The sequence below is a fragment of the Paraplanobispora takensis genome (genome assembly GCF_016863195.1).
In the GTDB taxonomy this organism is placed as follows: Bacteria; Actinomycetota; Actinomycetes; order Streptosporangiales; family Streptosporangiaceae; genus Planobispora; species Planobispora takensis.
This window is the reverse complement of the sequence record NZ_BOOK01000005.1, coordinates 298,732-313,544: the sequence shown is the minus strand read 5'-3', so window position 1 is coordinate 313,544 and position 14,813 is coordinate 298,732. Positions and strand designations below refer to the sequence as shown.

The 14,813-nt window shown below is 70.7% G+C and carries 17 protein-coding genes, 1 tRNA gene and 1 pseudogene; 13 read left to right on the top strand and 6 right to left on the bottom strand.

Features of this window, described 5'->3' with window-relative positions; all coding sequences use genetic code 11:
* Nucleotides 1–85 precede the first annotated feature (85 nt).
* From Pta02_RS05705 to Pta02_RS05685, 5 genes are all read left to right on the top strand, one after another.
* A complete protein-coding gene (locus tag Pta02_RS05705; RefSeq protein ID WP_203873576.1) occupies nt 86–559 on the top strand; it encodes a MogA/MoaB family molybdenum cofactor biosynthesis protein in 474 nt (157 codons plus the stop codon).
* Between the two features lie 37 nt (nt 560–596).
* A complete protein-coding gene (locus tag Pta02_RS05700) occupies nt 597–1,250 on the top strand; it encodes a GNAT family N-acetyltransferase (RefSeq protein WP_203873626.1) in 654 nt (217 codons plus the stop codon).
* 124 nt (nt 1,251–1,374) lie between these two features.
* Complete coding sequence (gene sepX, locus Pta02_RS05695; RefSeq protein WP_203873575.1) at nt 1,375–2,019, top strand: divisome protein SepX/GlpR; 645 nt, start codon at nt 1,375–1,377, stop codon at nt 2,017–2,019.
* A 56-nt stretch (nt 2,020–2,075) separates the two neighbouring features.
* Nucleotides 2,076–2,152, top strand: a tRNA-Ala gene (locus Pta02_RS05690).
* A gap of 577 nt (nt 2,153–2,729) precedes the next feature.
* Nucleotides 2,730–3,983, top strand: coding sequence for a 5'-nucleotidase C-terminal domain-containing protein (locus Pta02_RS05685; RefSeq protein WP_203873574.1), 1,254 nt, complete (start codon nt 2,730–2,732; stop codon nt 3,981–3,983).
* A 305-nt stretch (nt 3,984–4,288) separates the two neighbouring features.
* Here Pta02_RS05685 and Pta02_RS41050 read toward each other — a convergent pair.
* Nucleotides 4,289–4,462, bottom strand: a pseudogene (locus Pta02_RS41050) (helix-turn-helix domain-containing protein); the annotation flags it as partial.
* Between the two features lie 237 nt (nt 4,463–4,699).
* On the opposite strand from Pta02_RS41050, the gene Pta02_RS05675 reads away from it, so the two are divergent.
* Nucleotides 4,700–4,987 (top strand): DUF4287 domain-containing protein, encoded by a 288-nt coding sequence (locus tag Pta02_RS05675; RefSeq protein WP_203873573.1) that lies wholly within the window; start codon nt 4,700–4,702, stop codon nt 4,985–4,987.
* A gap of 96 nt (nt 4,988–5,083) precedes the next feature.
* Here the strand turns inward: Pta02_RS05675 and Pta02_RS05670 are convergent, their stop codons facing one another.
* Complete coding sequence (locus Pta02_RS05670; RefSeq protein ID WP_203873572.1) at nt 5,084–6,052, bottom strand: ankyrin repeat domain-containing protein; 969 nt, start codon at nt 6,050–6,052, stop codon at nt 5,084–5,086.
* 433 nt (nt 6,053–6,485) lie between these two features.
* Here Pta02_RS05670 and Pta02_RS05665 point away from each other — a divergent pair, with 433 nt between their 5' ends.
* The 4 genes from Pta02_RS05665 (at nt 6,486) to Pta02_RS42445 (ending at nt 9,458) form a co-directional block, all read left to right on the top strand.
* Nucleotides 6,486–7,607 carry a serine hydrolase domain-containing protein gene (locus Pta02_RS05665; RefSeq protein WP_203873571.1) on the top strand — a complete coding sequence of 374 codons (1,122 nt, stop codon included), beginning with the start codon at nt 6,486–6,488 and terminating at the stop codon, nt 7,605–7,607.
* A 2-nt stretch (nt 7,608–7,609) separates the two neighbouring features.
* Entirely contained in the window at nt 7,610–8,122 is a 513-nt protein-coding gene (locus Pta02_RS05660) for a pyridoxamine 5'-phosphate oxidase family protein (RefSeq protein ID WP_239129656.1), read from the top strand.
* Nucleotides 8,123–8,166: 44 nt separating this feature from the next.
* Complete coding sequence (locus Pta02_RS05655; RefSeq protein ID WP_307837449.1) at nt 8,167–8,787, top strand: GNAT family N-acetyltransferase; 621 nt, start codon at nt 8,167–8,169, stop codon at nt 8,785–8,787.
* Nucleotides 8,788–8,942: 155 nt separating this feature from the next.
* On the top strand, nt 8,943–9,458 hold the full coding sequence (locus tag Pta02_RS42445; RefSeq protein ID WP_239129655.1) for a DoxX family protein: 516 nt from the start codon (nt 8,943–8,945) through the stop codon (nt 9,456–9,458).
* 38 nt (nt 9,459–9,496) lie between these two features.
* Here the strand turns inward: Pta02_RS42445 and Pta02_RS41835 are convergent, their stop codons facing one another.
* On the bottom strand, nt 9,497–9,625 hold the full coding sequence (locus Pta02_RS41835; protein WP_275423557.1) for a hypothetical protein: 129 nt from the start codon (nt 9,623–9,625) through the stop codon (nt 9,497–9,499).
* A 100-nt stretch (nt 9,626–9,725) separates the two neighbouring features.
* On the opposite strand from Pta02_RS41835, the gene Pta02_RS05645 reads away from it, so the two are divergent.
* Complete coding sequence (locus Pta02_RS05645; protein WP_203873568.1) at nt 9,726–10,304, top strand: dienelactone hydrolase family protein; 579 nt, start codon at nt 9,726–9,728, stop codon at nt 10,302–10,304.
* Here Pta02_RS05645 and Pta02_RS05640 read toward each other — a convergent pair.
* Nucleotides 10,297–10,656: a winged helix-turn-helix transcriptional regulator gene (locus Pta02_RS05640; RefSeq protein ID WP_239129646.1), complete on the bottom strand. Its 360-nt coding sequence runs from the start codon at nt 10,654–10,656 to the stop codon at nt 10,297–10,299. The two genes, Pta02_RS05645 and Pta02_RS05640, sit on opposite strands and share 8 nt — an antisense overlap.
* Nucleotides 10,657–10,769: 113 nt before the next feature.
* On the opposite strand from Pta02_RS05640, the gene Pta02_RS05635 reads away from it, so the two are divergent.
* A complete protein-coding gene (locus Pta02_RS05635) occupies nt 10,770–11,423 on the top strand; it encodes an NAD(P)-dependent oxidoreductase (RefSeq protein ID WP_203873567.1) in 654 nt (217 codons plus the stop codon).
* Complete coding sequence (locus Pta02_RS05630; RefSeq protein ID WP_203873566.1) at nt 11,423–11,845, top strand: nitroreductase/quinone reductase family protein; 423 nt, start codon at nt 11,423–11,425, stop codon at nt 11,843–11,845. Before Pta02_RS05635 ends, Pta02_RS05630 begins: the two co-directional genes overlap by 1 nt.
* Nucleotides 11,846–11,944: 99 nt before the next feature.
* On the opposite strand, the gene Pta02_RS05625 is transcribed toward Pta02_RS05630, so the two are convergent.
* Both Pta02_RS05625 and Pta02_RS05620 read right to left on the bottom strand, forming a co-directional pair.
* A complete protein-coding gene (locus tag Pta02_RS05625) occupies nt 11,945–13,267 on the bottom strand; it encodes an AI-2E family transporter (RefSeq protein WP_203873565.1) in 1,323 nt (440 codons plus the stop codon).
* A gap of 221 nt (nt 13,268–13,488) precedes the next feature.
* Complete coding sequence (locus Pta02_RS05620; protein WP_203873564.1) at nt 13,489–14,703, bottom strand: hypothetical protein; 1,215 nt, start codon at nt 14,701–14,703, stop codon at nt 13,489–13,491.
* Between the last annotated feature and the right edge of the window lie 110 nt (nt 14,704–14,813).

Here is a 14,813-nt window from a genome sequence, read left to right as displayed (position 1 = left end):
GGCTGCAAGGGATGCGCGGGCAGGAAGGGCGTCCGGAGCCGGCGGGATGTCCCTCCGGCTCGGAGGGACTGGGAGGATCGGTCGCATGCGAGCTCTGGTGATCACGGCGTCCAATCGGGCCTCCGCCGGGATATACGAGGACAAGTCAGGAAAGCTGCTGGCCGAGCTGCTCACCGAGGCCGGATGCGACGTGGACGGCCCGCGCGTGGTGCCCGACGGGGAGCCCGTCGAGCAGGCGCTCAGGTCGGGGGTGGCCGAGGGTTACGACGTGATCGTCACCACCGGCGGCACCGGCCTCACCCCCGCCGACCTGACCCCGGAGATGACCCGCCGGGTGATCGACCGGGAGATCCCCGGCATCGCCGAGGCCGTCCGCCAAGCCAACCGTGACAAGGTGCCGACCTCGATCCTGTCCCGGGGCCTGGCCGGCCAGGCCGGCGGCACGCTGATCGTCAATCTCCCCGGTTCCTCCGGCGGGGTCCGCGACGGCATGGCCGTACTCTCGCCCGTTCTCGGGCACGCCGTGGACCAGATCCGCGGTGGAGACCACCGAGGGTGACGCACCCCGTGGCACACGGGTGCGTCTTCGGGGGATGATGGGAAACGTGGATCGACTTCGTGGCTGGCCGGTGACCCTGACGGAAGGCCCGGTAGGACTCCGGCCGCTGCGTCTGCGGGACGTCCGCGTCTGGCGGGAGACGCGGCTGCGCAACGCCAACTGGCTGCGTCCGTGGGAGCCCAGCAACCCCGAGACCCCTCTGTTCCGCACCGGCCTGGGTCCCTACGTCGCGATGGCGGCCTCCCTGCGCCGCGAGGCCAGGCAGGGGCTCGCGCTGCCCTGGGTGATGACCCACGAGGGCGCCTTCGCCGGTCAGCTCACCGTGGGCGCCATCGTCTGGGGCTCGGCCAGGTCCGCGCAGATCGGTTACTGGGTGGACGGCGCGCTGGCCGGCCGGGGGATCACCCCGACCGCCGTGGCCATGGCCGTCGACCACTGCTTCTTCACCACGGGCCTGCACCGGGTCGAGGCCAACATCAGACCGGAGAACCACGCCAGCCGCCGGGTGGTTGAGAAGCTCGGCTTCCGGGAAGAAGGCATCCGACGTCGACATCTGCATATCGATGGCGCGTGGCGCGACCACATCTGTTACGCCCTCACGGTCGAGGACGCGCCCAGAGGGCTGCTCGTGCGGTGGCGGCGCTCCCGCGAGGCCGCGTCCAGCGGTGGCGCCTCTCACGAAGAGGTTTGAAGATCTCGCGACACACCGCATCGGATGCTCGTCAAATAGTGACACGCCGTCTTACGGTGCGTGACGTGAGCACATCGAGGGCGCCGGTCGACCACGTGCGCCTTCGTGCTGCCCGGAGGTGGCCGTGAGCAGCGTCGTCCTGTATCTGGCCATCGTCGTGATGTGGTTGTGCGTGCTCGTGCCCATGTGGTTGCGCCGAGACCGTACCACTTTCGTCGACGCCCACGACAGCGCCGAGCCGTACGACCGCCCCGTCGAGGGCTACGACCCCGTGGCGGGCCCGGAGACCGGCCCCATGCCCACGGAGGCGGGGCTGGAGGCGGGCGCGGGTGCGCGGGCGGAGGAAGAGCCCCTGTCTGAGACCGGCCCCATGCCCACGGCCGCGTCGCTGCGCATGGAGCGCCGCCGCGCCGCCCAGCGCCGCCGTGCGCGCCAGGTGGCCAAGCGCAGGCGGCTGACGTTCTGGTGCACGCTGCTGGTCCTGGCCTCGGCCGTGACGGCGGCCGTCCGGGTGATCCCCTGGTGGGGCGTGGCGCCCTCGGCGGTCCTCCTGTGCGGCTACCTGTCCATTCTGCGCGCCTCAGTCCGGATGGACGCCGAACGCCGCAGAGCCGCCCAAGCCCGTGCGGAACGTGCCAGGCGCGCCCGCCGCCTCGCCGCCGAACGCGAAGCCCGCCGCCCCGTGGCCGAAATCATCGACCTCTCCACGGTCCGCGACGAGATCTTCGACCAGTACGCCGAGAACCCGCCCCGCGCCGTCGGAGACTGATCGGCGGGCCGGTGGCGCGAACGCCCCGAGAAGTTTGCTAACCTAGTCCACGTCTTGGGGATGTAGCGCAGTCCGGTAGCGCACTTCGTTCGCATCGAAGGGGCCAGGGGTTCGAATCCCCTCATCTCCACCAGGACGGAAGGCCCGGTTCCACATCATGGAGCCGGGCCTTTTCGCTGTTCAGCTGGGGTGAAGGCTGTCGATGGCCGGGATCGTGTCATCAGCGGAGACGCTGCCGCCGCCTGGGCGGGTGTCCCACTCCTCGATGACGCCGCACAGCTCGCGGGGGTGCTGAGGAGGCCGGGGACGGTCGTCGGCGCGGTGCCGCTGATCGCCGGGCTCGGGGTGCTCGGTGCGGGAGCCGGGCTTCCGAAACCGTGGCCTCCGATATTTCGGAGCCCCTGATCACCGGAGCTCGCGTACGGAACCTTCGGCGCGCCTATGTGTCCGTTGTCGCCCTATGGGTGCCTGGTCAGCGGAGCGTTACTGGTCGTTGATCAGGGCCTGTCATGATTCGTCACCTAAGATTATGAGAGAGGAGTTCTGTGCGTTTATCAACCATCGTTGGACGCCGAATCGGAGGGTTGGCGGCCGTTATCGCCCTGGCGGTCGGCGCCCTCGCCCCGGGGGCACAGGCGGCTCCGAGACCGGTGGTTTTCGGTAAGGCCTCCGCTTTGCCCAAGACACACACCGGTGAGTGCCCGAGGACCGTGACGCTGTCCACCACGGTGAAGATCAAAGCACCGGCGACGCTGAAGTACACATGGATCTTCAGTGACGGAGACCAGAGCAAGGTCAAGACCTACAGGGTCGGCGGCAAGGGCCTCAAGACCATCGCACTGTCCACATCGGTCAAGGTCACCGATGACACTCGTGGCTGGGGTGCGGTCCGCCTGTTCAGCCCGGTGCGGAAGACCTCTGGGAAGGCCTCGTTCGCCGTCACCTGCGCCGAAGGCGGAAAGAGCACGGGCGACGCCTGGGACACCGTGGGCGGCTCCGTTGTGGAAATCGGCGCGCGAGACAACCGGACCACGCCGTCCCCCAAGCAGGCAGACGACAAGCCGGCTTCTCCCAAGCCGGCAGAGGACAACCCTGCTCAGAATCCGGTGCAGAAGGCCCGCATCGCCTTCGAGCGGACCACCGCGTCGAAGTGCCCGCTGACCTTCAAGGTCCACGGCTACTTCGAGGGGCTCCCCGCGGGAGCGCAGACCGTCCAGTACCGCTTCGCCGGCACCCAGGCGTGGAAGACCGTCGATGTGCCGGCCGACCACGGGGCCGTCTTCTCCACCGTGCTGGAGACGTTCGAATGGGGCTGGGAGACAGAAGAGAACTCGGTGCAGATCGAGGTCAATCAGCCGAACGGCCTCACTTCCAACATCATCTACTACTTCGAGTGCCGCCCGCCGATCAGCGGTACGAACATCGGCGTCGCCGCCGAGGACATCGCGCTCACCAGCAGTGGCGGCCCGGTCGCCGAGCTGGTCGCCGACGCCATGCTGGAAGCGGTCCAGTCCGTCTCGGGCGCACAGACCGCCCTTGTCAGTAAGTACGGGATGCACGAGGGCCTGGAGGCAGGGCCGGTCACATCCTCGGACGTGTGGGGCATCCAGTCCGCGGGACTTGCCATCGATGTGTGGGAGGTGACCGGTGCGCAGCTGAAGAAAATCCTGGTGCCCAACGATTCGAAGGCCGGGGTCCTGACTCCCTCCGCCTCGCTCAGCTACACGCTGGCCGGCGGGGTGGTCACCGACCTCAAGCTGAACGGTGCACCGGTGTCCGACACCCAGGTGATCAAGGTTGCGGCCAACTACATCCTGGCGGGCGGCTGGCAGGGATTCCCGCGCTGGGACGGGGTCAAGAGTGTGTCCCGCAGCGGACCGGATGACACGGGGGCGCTGGCGTCGTACATCGCCAACCACTCACCGATTCGCGCGCCCAAGGGCGAGCGCGTCACTGTTCGATAGGTACCGCAGCGGTCGAGTCCCCTCACCTCCACCCAGGCCAGAGGCCGCTCCCGAGAGATCCGGAGCGGCCTTCTGCATTGCCGGGTGACCGGCGGCATGCCAGTGCCCACCACCGGAAGTGAGATGACGCCGTCAACCGGATGGAACTGTCGTCTTCGCCGCTCGGACGAACTCGCGCACCGGGGAAGCCGGCCCGTAGGACGCCGCTGACCGCCCCGCCCGGCGTCGATCGCCCGCTGGAGCGCGTCCTGGACGCCGTCGACGTGCGGTCTCAGGTCGTCGGCCAGCTGCTTGCCGAGCGGGGTCAGACGGACCTGACGGCTGGTCCGCTCGAACAGCGGCGCACTGATCAGCCGCTCCACCTTCTCGACCGTCTGGCTGATGCGTACCGGAGTGAGTTTCAGGCCTTCGGCGGTGCGTGTGGAGTGCAATTCGCCGGCGGGCACCAGGAGCACCTGGATCTCCTGCCGTTCCAGCATCGTGGCCCCCGTCGCCGAGCCCGGCTAAACGTCCCTTCGCTGATCACCGGTTGATCCGGGTCACTGTCACACGGGATCGTTTACTCCCGGAAATGTAATGGGAGACATCACGCGTCGGCCACGTGGATCGGCGGTGGTGATGAGCGACCGGAACGGGACCGGCCGGTGGGCCCACTCATGCGGAACCGTATGAGTGGGACACCGCGGACCGGCGGCCCGCGGCGAACGGAGAGACACATGTCGTTCCAGGCGTACTTGGACAACATCGAGGACAAGACCGGCCTCACGCCGCGTGAGTTCATCGCGCTGGCGAAGGAACGCGGTTTCGACGCCCCGTCCACGAAAGCGGGCGTGATCATTGACTGGCTGAAGCAGGACTACGGCCTCGGGCGTGGACACGCGATGGCGCTGATACATGTGATCAAGCGAGGGCCGAAGATAGACGCCAAGCACGTCGGCGGCTCCGGCTCCCACCGTGACGAGTCCGACACGCTCTGGCTGGACGGAAAGCAGAACCGGCCCTGACGCGGCTTCAGGCGGCCGTGACCGGAGGTTGCGACAGCCAGGACGGAGGGCCCGGTTCCACATCATGGAGCCGGGCCTTCTCGCCTATGTCGTCGGTCAGCTCCACCAGTCCCGCTCGGGCAACCTGAGCCACATGTCAGGTCGGCCGGTGATCGATCGAGCGTCGGTGGACCGTAAGCCCGCGCCGGCGTAGCAGTAGGCCACAGCCTGGTCCTGGCAGAGGTAGGTGGTGAGGATCTCCTCGGCAGACTCGTCGCCGACCACGTCCCCGCCGCCGGGATGGGTGTCCGAGTCCTCGATGTCACCGTCGCGGGCGACGATCCCCTGGTTGCCGCTCTTGGGATTGGCGAACATCCCGTGGCAGACGGTGCCGACCGACAAGCGCCTCATGACGCCGGGAGTGGATGCGATGTATCCGTACGGCTGGAAGACGACGCACCCGCCGGGCACGTCCGTGATACCGATGACGGCCAGGCTGTCATCGAGGTCCGAGAAGGGGTCATCCATGATCTCCTCGACGTCGGCGTCGTCGATCGGTACGGCCTCCAGCCGCCGTGCGGCTTCGGCTGCGGTGATGCCGGCCACGCAGGCGAGGCTGAAGCCGTCGTCGTCCAAATGCTCCACCGCGGTGATCAGACGCCTGGTCTCGGCCACGGCGGTGGTCTCGGCGGCGGACAGGCCGGCCTGGCCGTCGGGAAGAGTGAATAGATCGGGCGTGGGGGAGGCCAGGCTGAGCCGTCCGGGGGACCAGCCGTCCATCATCGGTCGCCATGGGTCCGCTCCGGCGGTGACCAGTGCGCGGGCGTTGTCGGGGCGGTTGCTGAAGACGGCTTCCCATAGGGCGGTACGGCCTTCGTGCTCCGCGTCGACGTCATCGACACGCCGGGCCAGTTCTGCGACCACCTCGGGTGAACCGCGCTCGGCCGCCGCGTGCAGCGGCCGTATGTGGAAGTGCACGCCCGCGTTGGGGTCGGCGCCCGCGTCGAGCCGGGCGCGGATCAGACTGAGGTCCGTCCAGTCGTTCCAGCCGATGCCGGACCACCCGGATCCATCGTTGACGACCATGGCACTCCTTGAGGGGCGTACGGGACATGTGAACGCCGATCATGGCGTACATGGCCGACAGATCCGGGCCGGTGCCGCAGTCGTTACCGCGAGGGGGCGGCGCCCTCCGCGGTCATGGTCGTACCGTCTGGCAAGGGGTTAGACGGAGTCAGTGGATGTCGGTCGTCACGGATGACTTCACCCACCACGGCAGTGGACCTCGCGACGGTCGGCTGGCTCCGTGACCTTGGGCTCTGGTTCCTCGCGCCTTGACCGCCGGACGGGAGGCGTGCCGGCCGTACCCCCGAGATCGTGATCCAGCCGAGCGGGAATTCAGGTGGAGCGGTGGACACGTTGTGAGCCCAGAGAGCCGGTGAGCGTAGAGGCCGGTGGGTGGGTAGGGGGACGTGCGGAGTGGCGGGTCGGGGAAGACTGAAGGATCGGCATATACGGCATGAGCGCTGATGAGGTGGGCGAGCGGATACAGGCGGCGGTCGACGGGCTGGTGGCGGCCGGGGGCGAGGTCGGGGTTCAGGTCGCGGTGGTGGAGCGGGGCCGGGTGGTGGCGGATGTCGCCGGGGGGCCGGCCGACTCCCGGCGGGGGATCGCCGTGGCTCCGGACACGTTGTTCTTCGCCGCCTCCACCGCCAAGGGGCTGGCCTCGGCGGTGGCCCATGTGCTCGTGGAACGCGGCGAGCTCGGCTACGACATGCGGGCGGTCGAGGTCTGGCCGGAGTTCGGCGCCCACGGCAAGGACGGGGTGACGCTCCGCCACGTGCTGCTGCACACCGCGGGTGTGCCCGCTCCGCCCTACGACGTCACGTTCGACGACCTGCGCGACTGGGACCGCATGTGCGCCCTGCTCGCCGCGGCCGAGCCCTGGTGGGAGCCGGGGACCCGTTACGGCTACCACGCGCAGACGTTCGGCTTCCTGCTCGGCGAGATCGTACGGCGGGCAACGGGCCGTACCGTGCCGTGGTGGCTGCGGGAGCTCGTCACCCGCCCGCTCGGCATCGAGGACGAGGTGCACTTCGCGGTCCCCGAGGCTCTGCTCGGCCGGGTCGCGCGCCACGAGCCGCCGGTCGGGACGCCGCAGGTCCCCGAACCGGGGTCGCGGGCCGACCGCGCGGATCCCCCCGGCATCCGCCATGACGCCGGTACGGCCAACCGGCCCGACGTCCTGACCGTGGAGTCCCTCTCGTTCGGCACGATGACCGCCCGTGGAGCGGCCCGGATCTACGCCGCGCTGCTCGGCCACGTCGACGGCGTCGATCTCGTCTCGTCCGCGCGGCGGGCCGACATGGCCGCCGTGCACGTGCGGGGCATGGACGAGGTCATGGACGTGCCGAGCACGTGGGCCTTCGGTTTCAGCACCTACCGTCCCGGCGGTGTACAGGCCCGTCCCGGGTCGACCTTCGGCATGATCGGGATGAACGGCTCGGCGGCCTACGCCGACATCGACTCCGGCGTGGCGGTGGCGGTGATGCGCAACCGCTTCGACTTCGACATGACGGCCGTCTCGGAGATCGACCGCATCCTGACCGACGCGTTCCCCGCCCGACCTCGATCGGAGTGATGATGGACACTCTCGTAGCCCGCCTCGACGAGCGGTTCAGCGACCCCGGAGCCCGGGCCACGCCATGGGCGGTCACCCGCCGGGCGCTGGAGGAGGCGCAGCTGTTCTGGATCACGACCGTCCGCCCCGGCGGACGGCCCCATGTCACGCCTCTCGTGGCCGTGTGGCTCGACGAGGCGCTCCATTTCAGCACCGGCCCGGACGAGCGGAAGGCCGTGAACCTCACCGGCAACCCCCACGTGGTCCTGACCACCGGCTGCAACGAGTGGGACCGGGGACTGGATGTGATGGTCGAGGGCGAGGCGCGGCGCGTCACCGGCCGGGACACCCTCGAACGGCTCGCCGCCGCGTGGGCGGCCAAGTGGGACGGTCAATGGCGATACCGGGTGACCGACACCGGGTTCACCCACGACGGGGGAGGCTCCGTGCTCGTCTTCGCCGTCGAGCCGGCCAAGATCCTCGCCTTCACGAAGGGGGAGTTCAGCCAGACCTCCTACGTGCCCGCCGGGGAGTGAGAGCCCGGACGGGGCTTTGCGCTGAGACCGTAGGATTCACGACGGTGACGACTGAGACGAATCCCGCCGCGGGCACGCTGCGCACCCCGCGGCTTCTGCTGCGTCCCTGGCTCTCCTCGGATCTGGGGCCGTTCGCCGCCCTCAACGCCGATCCGCAGGTCATGGAGCACTTCCCGGCAGTGCTCGGCCGTGAGGAGAGCGACGCGTTCGCCACCGCGAGCAACGAGGCCATCAGCCGGCAGGGATGGGGCCGCTGGGCGCTGGAGGTCATCGCGACCGGCGAGTTCATCGGCTTCACCGGCCTGCACCGGCCGACGTTCGAGGCCCCGTTCATGCCCGCCACAGAGATCGCCTGGCGGCTGAGCCGCCGCTCCTGGGGCCAGGGCTACGCCACCGAGGCGGCCCGCGCCGCGCTCGGCTTCGCCTTCGGCCGCCTGGGACTGGACGAGGTGGTGTCCTTCACCGCCACGGTCAACCTGCGTTCCAGCGCCGTCATGCGACGTCTCGGCATGATCCACGATCCGGCCGGTGACTTCGATCACCCGGTCCTGCCGGCCGGTCACCGGCTGCGCAGGCACGTGCTGTACCGGCTGTCGGCGACCGGCTGGCGTGAGCGGTACGGCACGCCGACGGCGGTACGGCCCGGCGAGGGGACGGGGGAGTAGGAGAACGGATACGCGGGGCCACGGTGAGCCGTGACGGGATCGGCGTACGGCCGGTCTGAGAGCCGCAGGGAATCCCGCTCCGTCTGCGGCCATCAATTGGATAGCGCTGGTAGCCAACTTTGGATAGTGTTGCTATCCAAAGGAGGGTGAGTCCCATGACAGTGATCGTTCTCATTGCGGCCACGCTGTGCTTCCGCCTGTCGGGCGCGGTGCTCGGCACGGCCCGCTTCGCCACCTGGCGGGCGAGCGCCGCGCACGGTCTGGCCGTCATGCTCGTGATGACGGCCGGTGCCCACTTCGTCCCGTCGGGCGTGACCTTCATGCCGAACCACGCCGACCTGGTGGCCATGGTTCCGCCGTTCGTCCCGTTCCCGGCTTCGGTGGTCTATCTGACCGGCGTGCTGGAACTGGCCGGAGCGGTGGGCCTGGTGATCCCGGCCACCCGCCGACCGGCCGGGATCTGCCTGGCGCTGCTGTTCGTGCTCATGCTCCCGGCCAACGTCCACGCCGCGCTGGCCGGAGCGACCCTGGCCGGGGAGGCTGCGACACCGCTGTGGCAGCGCATCCCCGAGCAGGTTCTCTACATCGCCGTCGCGCTCTGGGCGGCGGACGTCCTGGGAGGACGCTCAGGCCGTACGGTCTCCGCGGGCAGCGCCTCTCCCGCCCTTTGACGATGGAACGGCGCACCAGATCGTGCCCGGCTTCCGGGTCACGGCCTGGCGCCGGTCACGTCCCACTCCGGGATCGCGGAACGGATCCTCACGTCGTCGGAGGCGACCGGGCGCTCGCAGGAGCGGCAGACCATGTGCGAGGCGGGCGGCCTGGCCAACGCGCTCATCCTGGAGAACCTCCGGTGAGGCCCTGAGGCGGAAATGTCGGTGGCCCGGAGCAGAATCGCCCCGGCGGAGCCGCGGGGTGCCGCCGGTGAAAGGGGCGACATGGCCGAGGTGCTGCTGTTCCACCACGCGCAGGGGCTGACGTCCGGCGTACGCGAGTTCGCCGAGACGCTCAGGCGGGCCGGTCACACGGTCCACCTCCCCGACCTGTACGAGGGGCGGGTGTACGACGACCTTCAGGAGGGCGTCGCCCACGCTCAGGCGACCGGGTTCGATGTGATCATCGAGCGCGGCCGGGCCGCCGCCGGAGGGCTGCCCGGCGAGCTCGTCTACGCCGGGTTCTCGCTCGGCGTCCTGCCCGCGCAGATGCTGGCCCAGACGCGGGCCGGAGCCGTGGGCGCGCTGCTGTTCCACTCGTGCGTCCCGGTCTCCGAGTTCGGCGGCGCGTGGCCCGAGGGGGTCCCGGTCCAGGTCCACGGGATGGACGCCGACGAGTTCTTCGTCGAGGAGGGCGACCTCGACGCCGCCCGGGAGCTGGTCCGGACGACCGCGGACGCCGAGCTGTTCCTCTATCCCGGCGACGGGCACCTGTTCGCCGACGGCAGCCTGCCCGCCTACGACGAGGGCGCGGCCGCGCTGCTGACGGAGCGCGTGCTCGGCTTCCTCGACCGCGTCAAATAGCCGTCTCCCGCGCGTCGAGGAGCTCGTCCCAGTGTTCCTCGGTCCAGGCGCAGAGCGCGGCCATCGGTTCCAGGAGGCTGCGGCCGAGCGGGGTCAGCCCGTACTCCACCCGGCGCGGCGGACCGGCGTGGACCGTGCGGACGACCAGGCCGTTGCGTTCGAGCCCGCGCAGCGACTGCGTGAGCACCTTCGCGGTGATGCCGCGCAGGGGGGCCCGGAGCTCGGAGAAGCGCCGCGGGCCCTGTTCGAGACAGCGGATGATCATGCCTGCCCACTTGTCGCCGACGCGGATCGGTGACAGGTCGGACGGGCAGACCGGGTCGAACATGTCCGGATCAAGCGGTGGTCTCACGGCTCCACCGTAACCGGTCTCCCGGCCGGTATCCCGCCGGTAACCACCCGTCCCCGTATCGTCCCGGCACCGGCCGGCGAACGGGCCCGGCCCCGGGGACGTGAGGTGAGCGGATGAGCGGGATCGTGGTTTTCGGCGCGGGCGGCAGGGCGGGCCGGGCCGCCGTGGCGGAGGCGGTCAGGCGGGGCCACCGGGTCACGGCGGTGGTCCGGGACCCGGCGAGGCACGGTGACCTGGCGGAGTACGGCGGGCCGGTGACGGGCGGGGTGCGGGTCGTCGCCGGTGACGTCACCGACGCCGGGAGCGTCGCCCGGCTCGCCGAGGGGCACGACGCCGTGATCAACGCCGCCGCCGACCTGGGCGCCGAGCCCGGGGCCTTCTTCACCGGCGCCGCGCGTGCGCTGCTCGGCGGACTGGCGCGGGCCGGGGCGGGCCGCCTCGTGGCGGTCGGCCTGGCGTCGGTGCTGGAGACCGAGACCGGCGAGCTTTTGATGGACACGCCCGGATACCCGCAGGAGTACCGCGCCTTCTACCTGGGGCACGCGGCCGGGACGGACGTGCTGCGCTCGGCGGGCGGCGGCCTCGACTGGGTGGTGCTCAGCCCGGCCGGTGACTTCGACCACGGCGGCGGCCGTACCGGCGGGTACCGGACGGCCGCCGCGAGGGCGGACAGCCGCATCTCCTACGCCGACTTCGCGATCGCTCTGCTGGACGAGATCGACGCCCCCCGGCACCACCGCCTCCACCTCGGCGTCGAGGAGGGCTGATGGCCGAGGAGGTGTTCGACAGCCCGGACCCGTGGGTGGCCCGGCACATCCGCCACTACGTCGAGACGGGAGGCGAGGCCAGGCCCGGCGTGCCAGACCTGCTGCTGACGACCCGCGGCCGGAGGTCGGGCAGGCTGCGCCGTACGGTGCTCGTCTACGCGCGGGACGGCGACCGCTATGTCGTCACCGCCTCCAACAGGGGCGCGGACGAGCACCCCGCCTGGTATCTCAACCTGGCCTGCGATCCCCGGGTCGTCGTGCAGGTCGGAACGGAGACGTTCGCCGCGCACGCGCGGACGGCCGCCTCCGAGGACAAGCCCCGGCTGTGGCGGCTCATGGTCGAGACCATGCCGGTCTACCGGGAGTACCGGGAGATGACCGACCGGGACATTCCGGTGGTGGTCATCGAACGGACGGGGTGATCGGACGTCCGCCGGGCTCCTTCCGCCCCCGCTTCCCTCGGGCGGTGATCGACCGTCCTTCCATCCCGGCGGTCCCGCAGCCGAATCGGAGGCGCCGGATCATAGGCGTTCCTGGCGGGGCACGACCACCTCGCGCAGGATGAGCTGGACCGCCGCGGCTATCGGGATGGCGAGCAGCGCGCCGACCACGCCGAGCAGCGCGCCGCCCAGGAGCGCGGCCACGATCGTGGCCAGCGGGGCGACGTCCACCGAGCTCTTCATCACCTTCGGGACGATCACGTAGTTCTCGACCTGCTGGTAGAGGGTGAAGAAGACGATGCAGACGATGCCCACCGTGGGGGAGACGAAGAAACCGACGATCGAGGCCACGCCCGCGCCGATGAAGGCGCCGACCAGGGGGATGAGGTCGGTCAGCGCCACGATCATCGCCAGGGCCATGGCGTACGGCACCTGCATGATGCTCAGGAACAGGAAGGTCGTCACTCCGGCGATCAGCGAGACGATCAGGTTTCCCGCGACGTAGCCGCCGATGCGCTGGATGATCTCGTCGCCGAGCAGGCGGGTGCGGGTACGGCGGGACCGGGGCACCAGCCGGTAGCCCATCTCCTTGATCGAGTTGATCGAGCCGAGGAAGTAGAGCGTCAGGACCAGGACGGTCAGGGAGTTGAAGACCGCGCCGAGCAGGACCGTGCCCAGGCCCAGGACGCCGCCGAACATCTGGGTGCCGAAGTCGCCGCTGACGACGTACTGCTGGAGTTTCTCCAGGAGCTGGAAGCGCTGGTCGAGGTTGCGGATGATCGGGCTGTTCTGAAGTTCCTGGACGTACTGCGGGACGTTGCCCACGAACTCGGTGGACTGCGTGGTCAGCGGCGGCACGACCGCCAGGCCGAAGGCGACGAAGACCGAGATGACGCCGAGGAAGACCACGGTGATCGCCAGCAGCCGCGACAGGTTGCGCCGCTGGAGGGCCTCGACGGCCGGGTTCAGGCCGACGGCCAGGAACAGCGAGACCACGATGAGGATGATCACCGAGCCCGCGCTCACGACGGCCTGCACCAGCCACCAGGCGGTCAGCACGCCCAAGGCCGCGGTGAAGCCGAAGACGAACGGGTTCCCGCGCATCGACCGGCCGGGTCTGCCGAAGGGCGTGTCGGCGACGGTGATGTCGACGGCGGGCTCGTCGGGGTCGCGCAGCGGGCCCGCGGAGGTCAGCAGGGGTTCGGCGCCGGAGAGATGCCGGGGGATCGTGGCCGAGGGGACGGGCTCGGTGCCGGAGGGGCGCGCGGAGTCCGCGGCCGGCGAGGCGGAGTCGGTGCCGGGCGTGTGGAGGGGACCGGCCGAGGTGAGGACCGGCTCGGGAACCGGCCCGGCCGGTGACGGTCCTGAGGCGGAGACGCCGTCGGGAGCGGTTGGTTCGGGCACACCATGCCCCTGCCCCCGACGGGGAGGAGTAGTCGGGCCGAGCAGGCCGGAGACGCCCCCGCCCCGCCGTACGGCACCCGCCGAGTCCACGGAAGCCGTCCGCGCCCCGGGCGGTACGGCCCCCGCCCACGCGGAAGCGGTCCGCGCCTCGGGCCGTACGGCACCCGCCGGGCCCGCGGGGGCGGCCCCGCGCCGGCGTGGTGCCGTACTCCGGCGGGAGGTCAGCTCATGCTGACGTAGCGGCGCGGGCGCAGGGCGTGGGCGCGCAGGGCCGCCAGGGATGCGGAGCGGCCGGCGGGGGTGAGCGTCCCCTCCACGCGCAGGCCGAACGCGTCCAGGCGGCGGGTCAGCTCGTTCAGGGAGGCCGCCACGTCCGGGTGCCGCCACTCCTCGCAGCCGATCACTTCGATCACGCTCTCGCGGTCGGCGGGACGGCCGTCGGCCATGAGCATCAGCGCCACCTCCCTGGCCGACACCCCGAAGTCGTGCTCGCGGGAGGGCGGCGCCAGCAGCGTGGCCGCGGCGGCCCCCCACAGCAGGGTGGGGTCGTCCAGCAGGCTCCGCCCGGTGGTGGTGATCATCAGCTCGTCGCCGGTGCGCCGCAGCGCCCCCATCTCCTGCGCGGCCTCCAGGACGGTCTCCAGATCGGCCTCGTCCCACCGGCTCTCGGCGAGCGCGGGGTGGTCGAGGCCGCCCTGCGGAGTCAGCCGGATCCCGCCGGGCAGGCGGCCCAGGCGCAGCAGCCGCCGCAGGATCTCCAGGTGCGGTCCCGGCGGGGGCGGGATGGGCGCGTGCAGGCGCACCTCGAAGGGCTGGGCCAGCTCGCGCCAGGCCGTGCCGCGGCCGAGCACCCAGCGGTTCAGCCGCTCGCCCTGGACCCGGTGGAGCCAGTTGTCCCCGCCGAGCTCGGCGCGGGGCGTGGTCAGCCAGTGCCGGGTCAGCCGCTCGCGGTCGGCGGCGCGGCCGGGGTCGAGCTCACCGGAGACGATGGCCAGCTCCAGCGCGGCCGAGCAGGCGCCGTGGGCGCCCAGCTCCTCCGGGCCCATGATGGAGCTCCAGTCCAGCTCGGGCACGTCGGGCGGGAGCACCCCGGTCTCGTCCAGGGCCGCCTGGTAGGCGGCCACCCCGGCGTCCTCGCCGGAGCGGGCGTAGGTGCGCAGGATCCGCGCGGTCACCGGGGAGACGCAGAGCGCCGCGTAGCGCTCCAGGCCGCCCCGCAGCAGCAGGCGGCCCAGCGCCCTGGCGATCGCGGTGCGGTCGCCGCTCACCTTGGTGGGCAGGGTGTACCAGAGGAACTCGCACACGTTGAGCTCGGTGATCGTCTCCAGTGGCTCACCACCGGTGAGCCACTCGATCGCGCTCCGGGCGTGTTCGGCGTAGTCGGGTTCGGACCGCTCCATCTCGGTGAGCAGCGCAGCCACGTCCGGTGCAGGCATGCTCCGAAGTCTGCCGTATGACGGCCTGCCCTGACGATGAACGTGACGTAGTGGATCGCGCACGTCGCCTACCCTACGAAATCAGCTCTAAGCGGCTCGTATGCGAACGG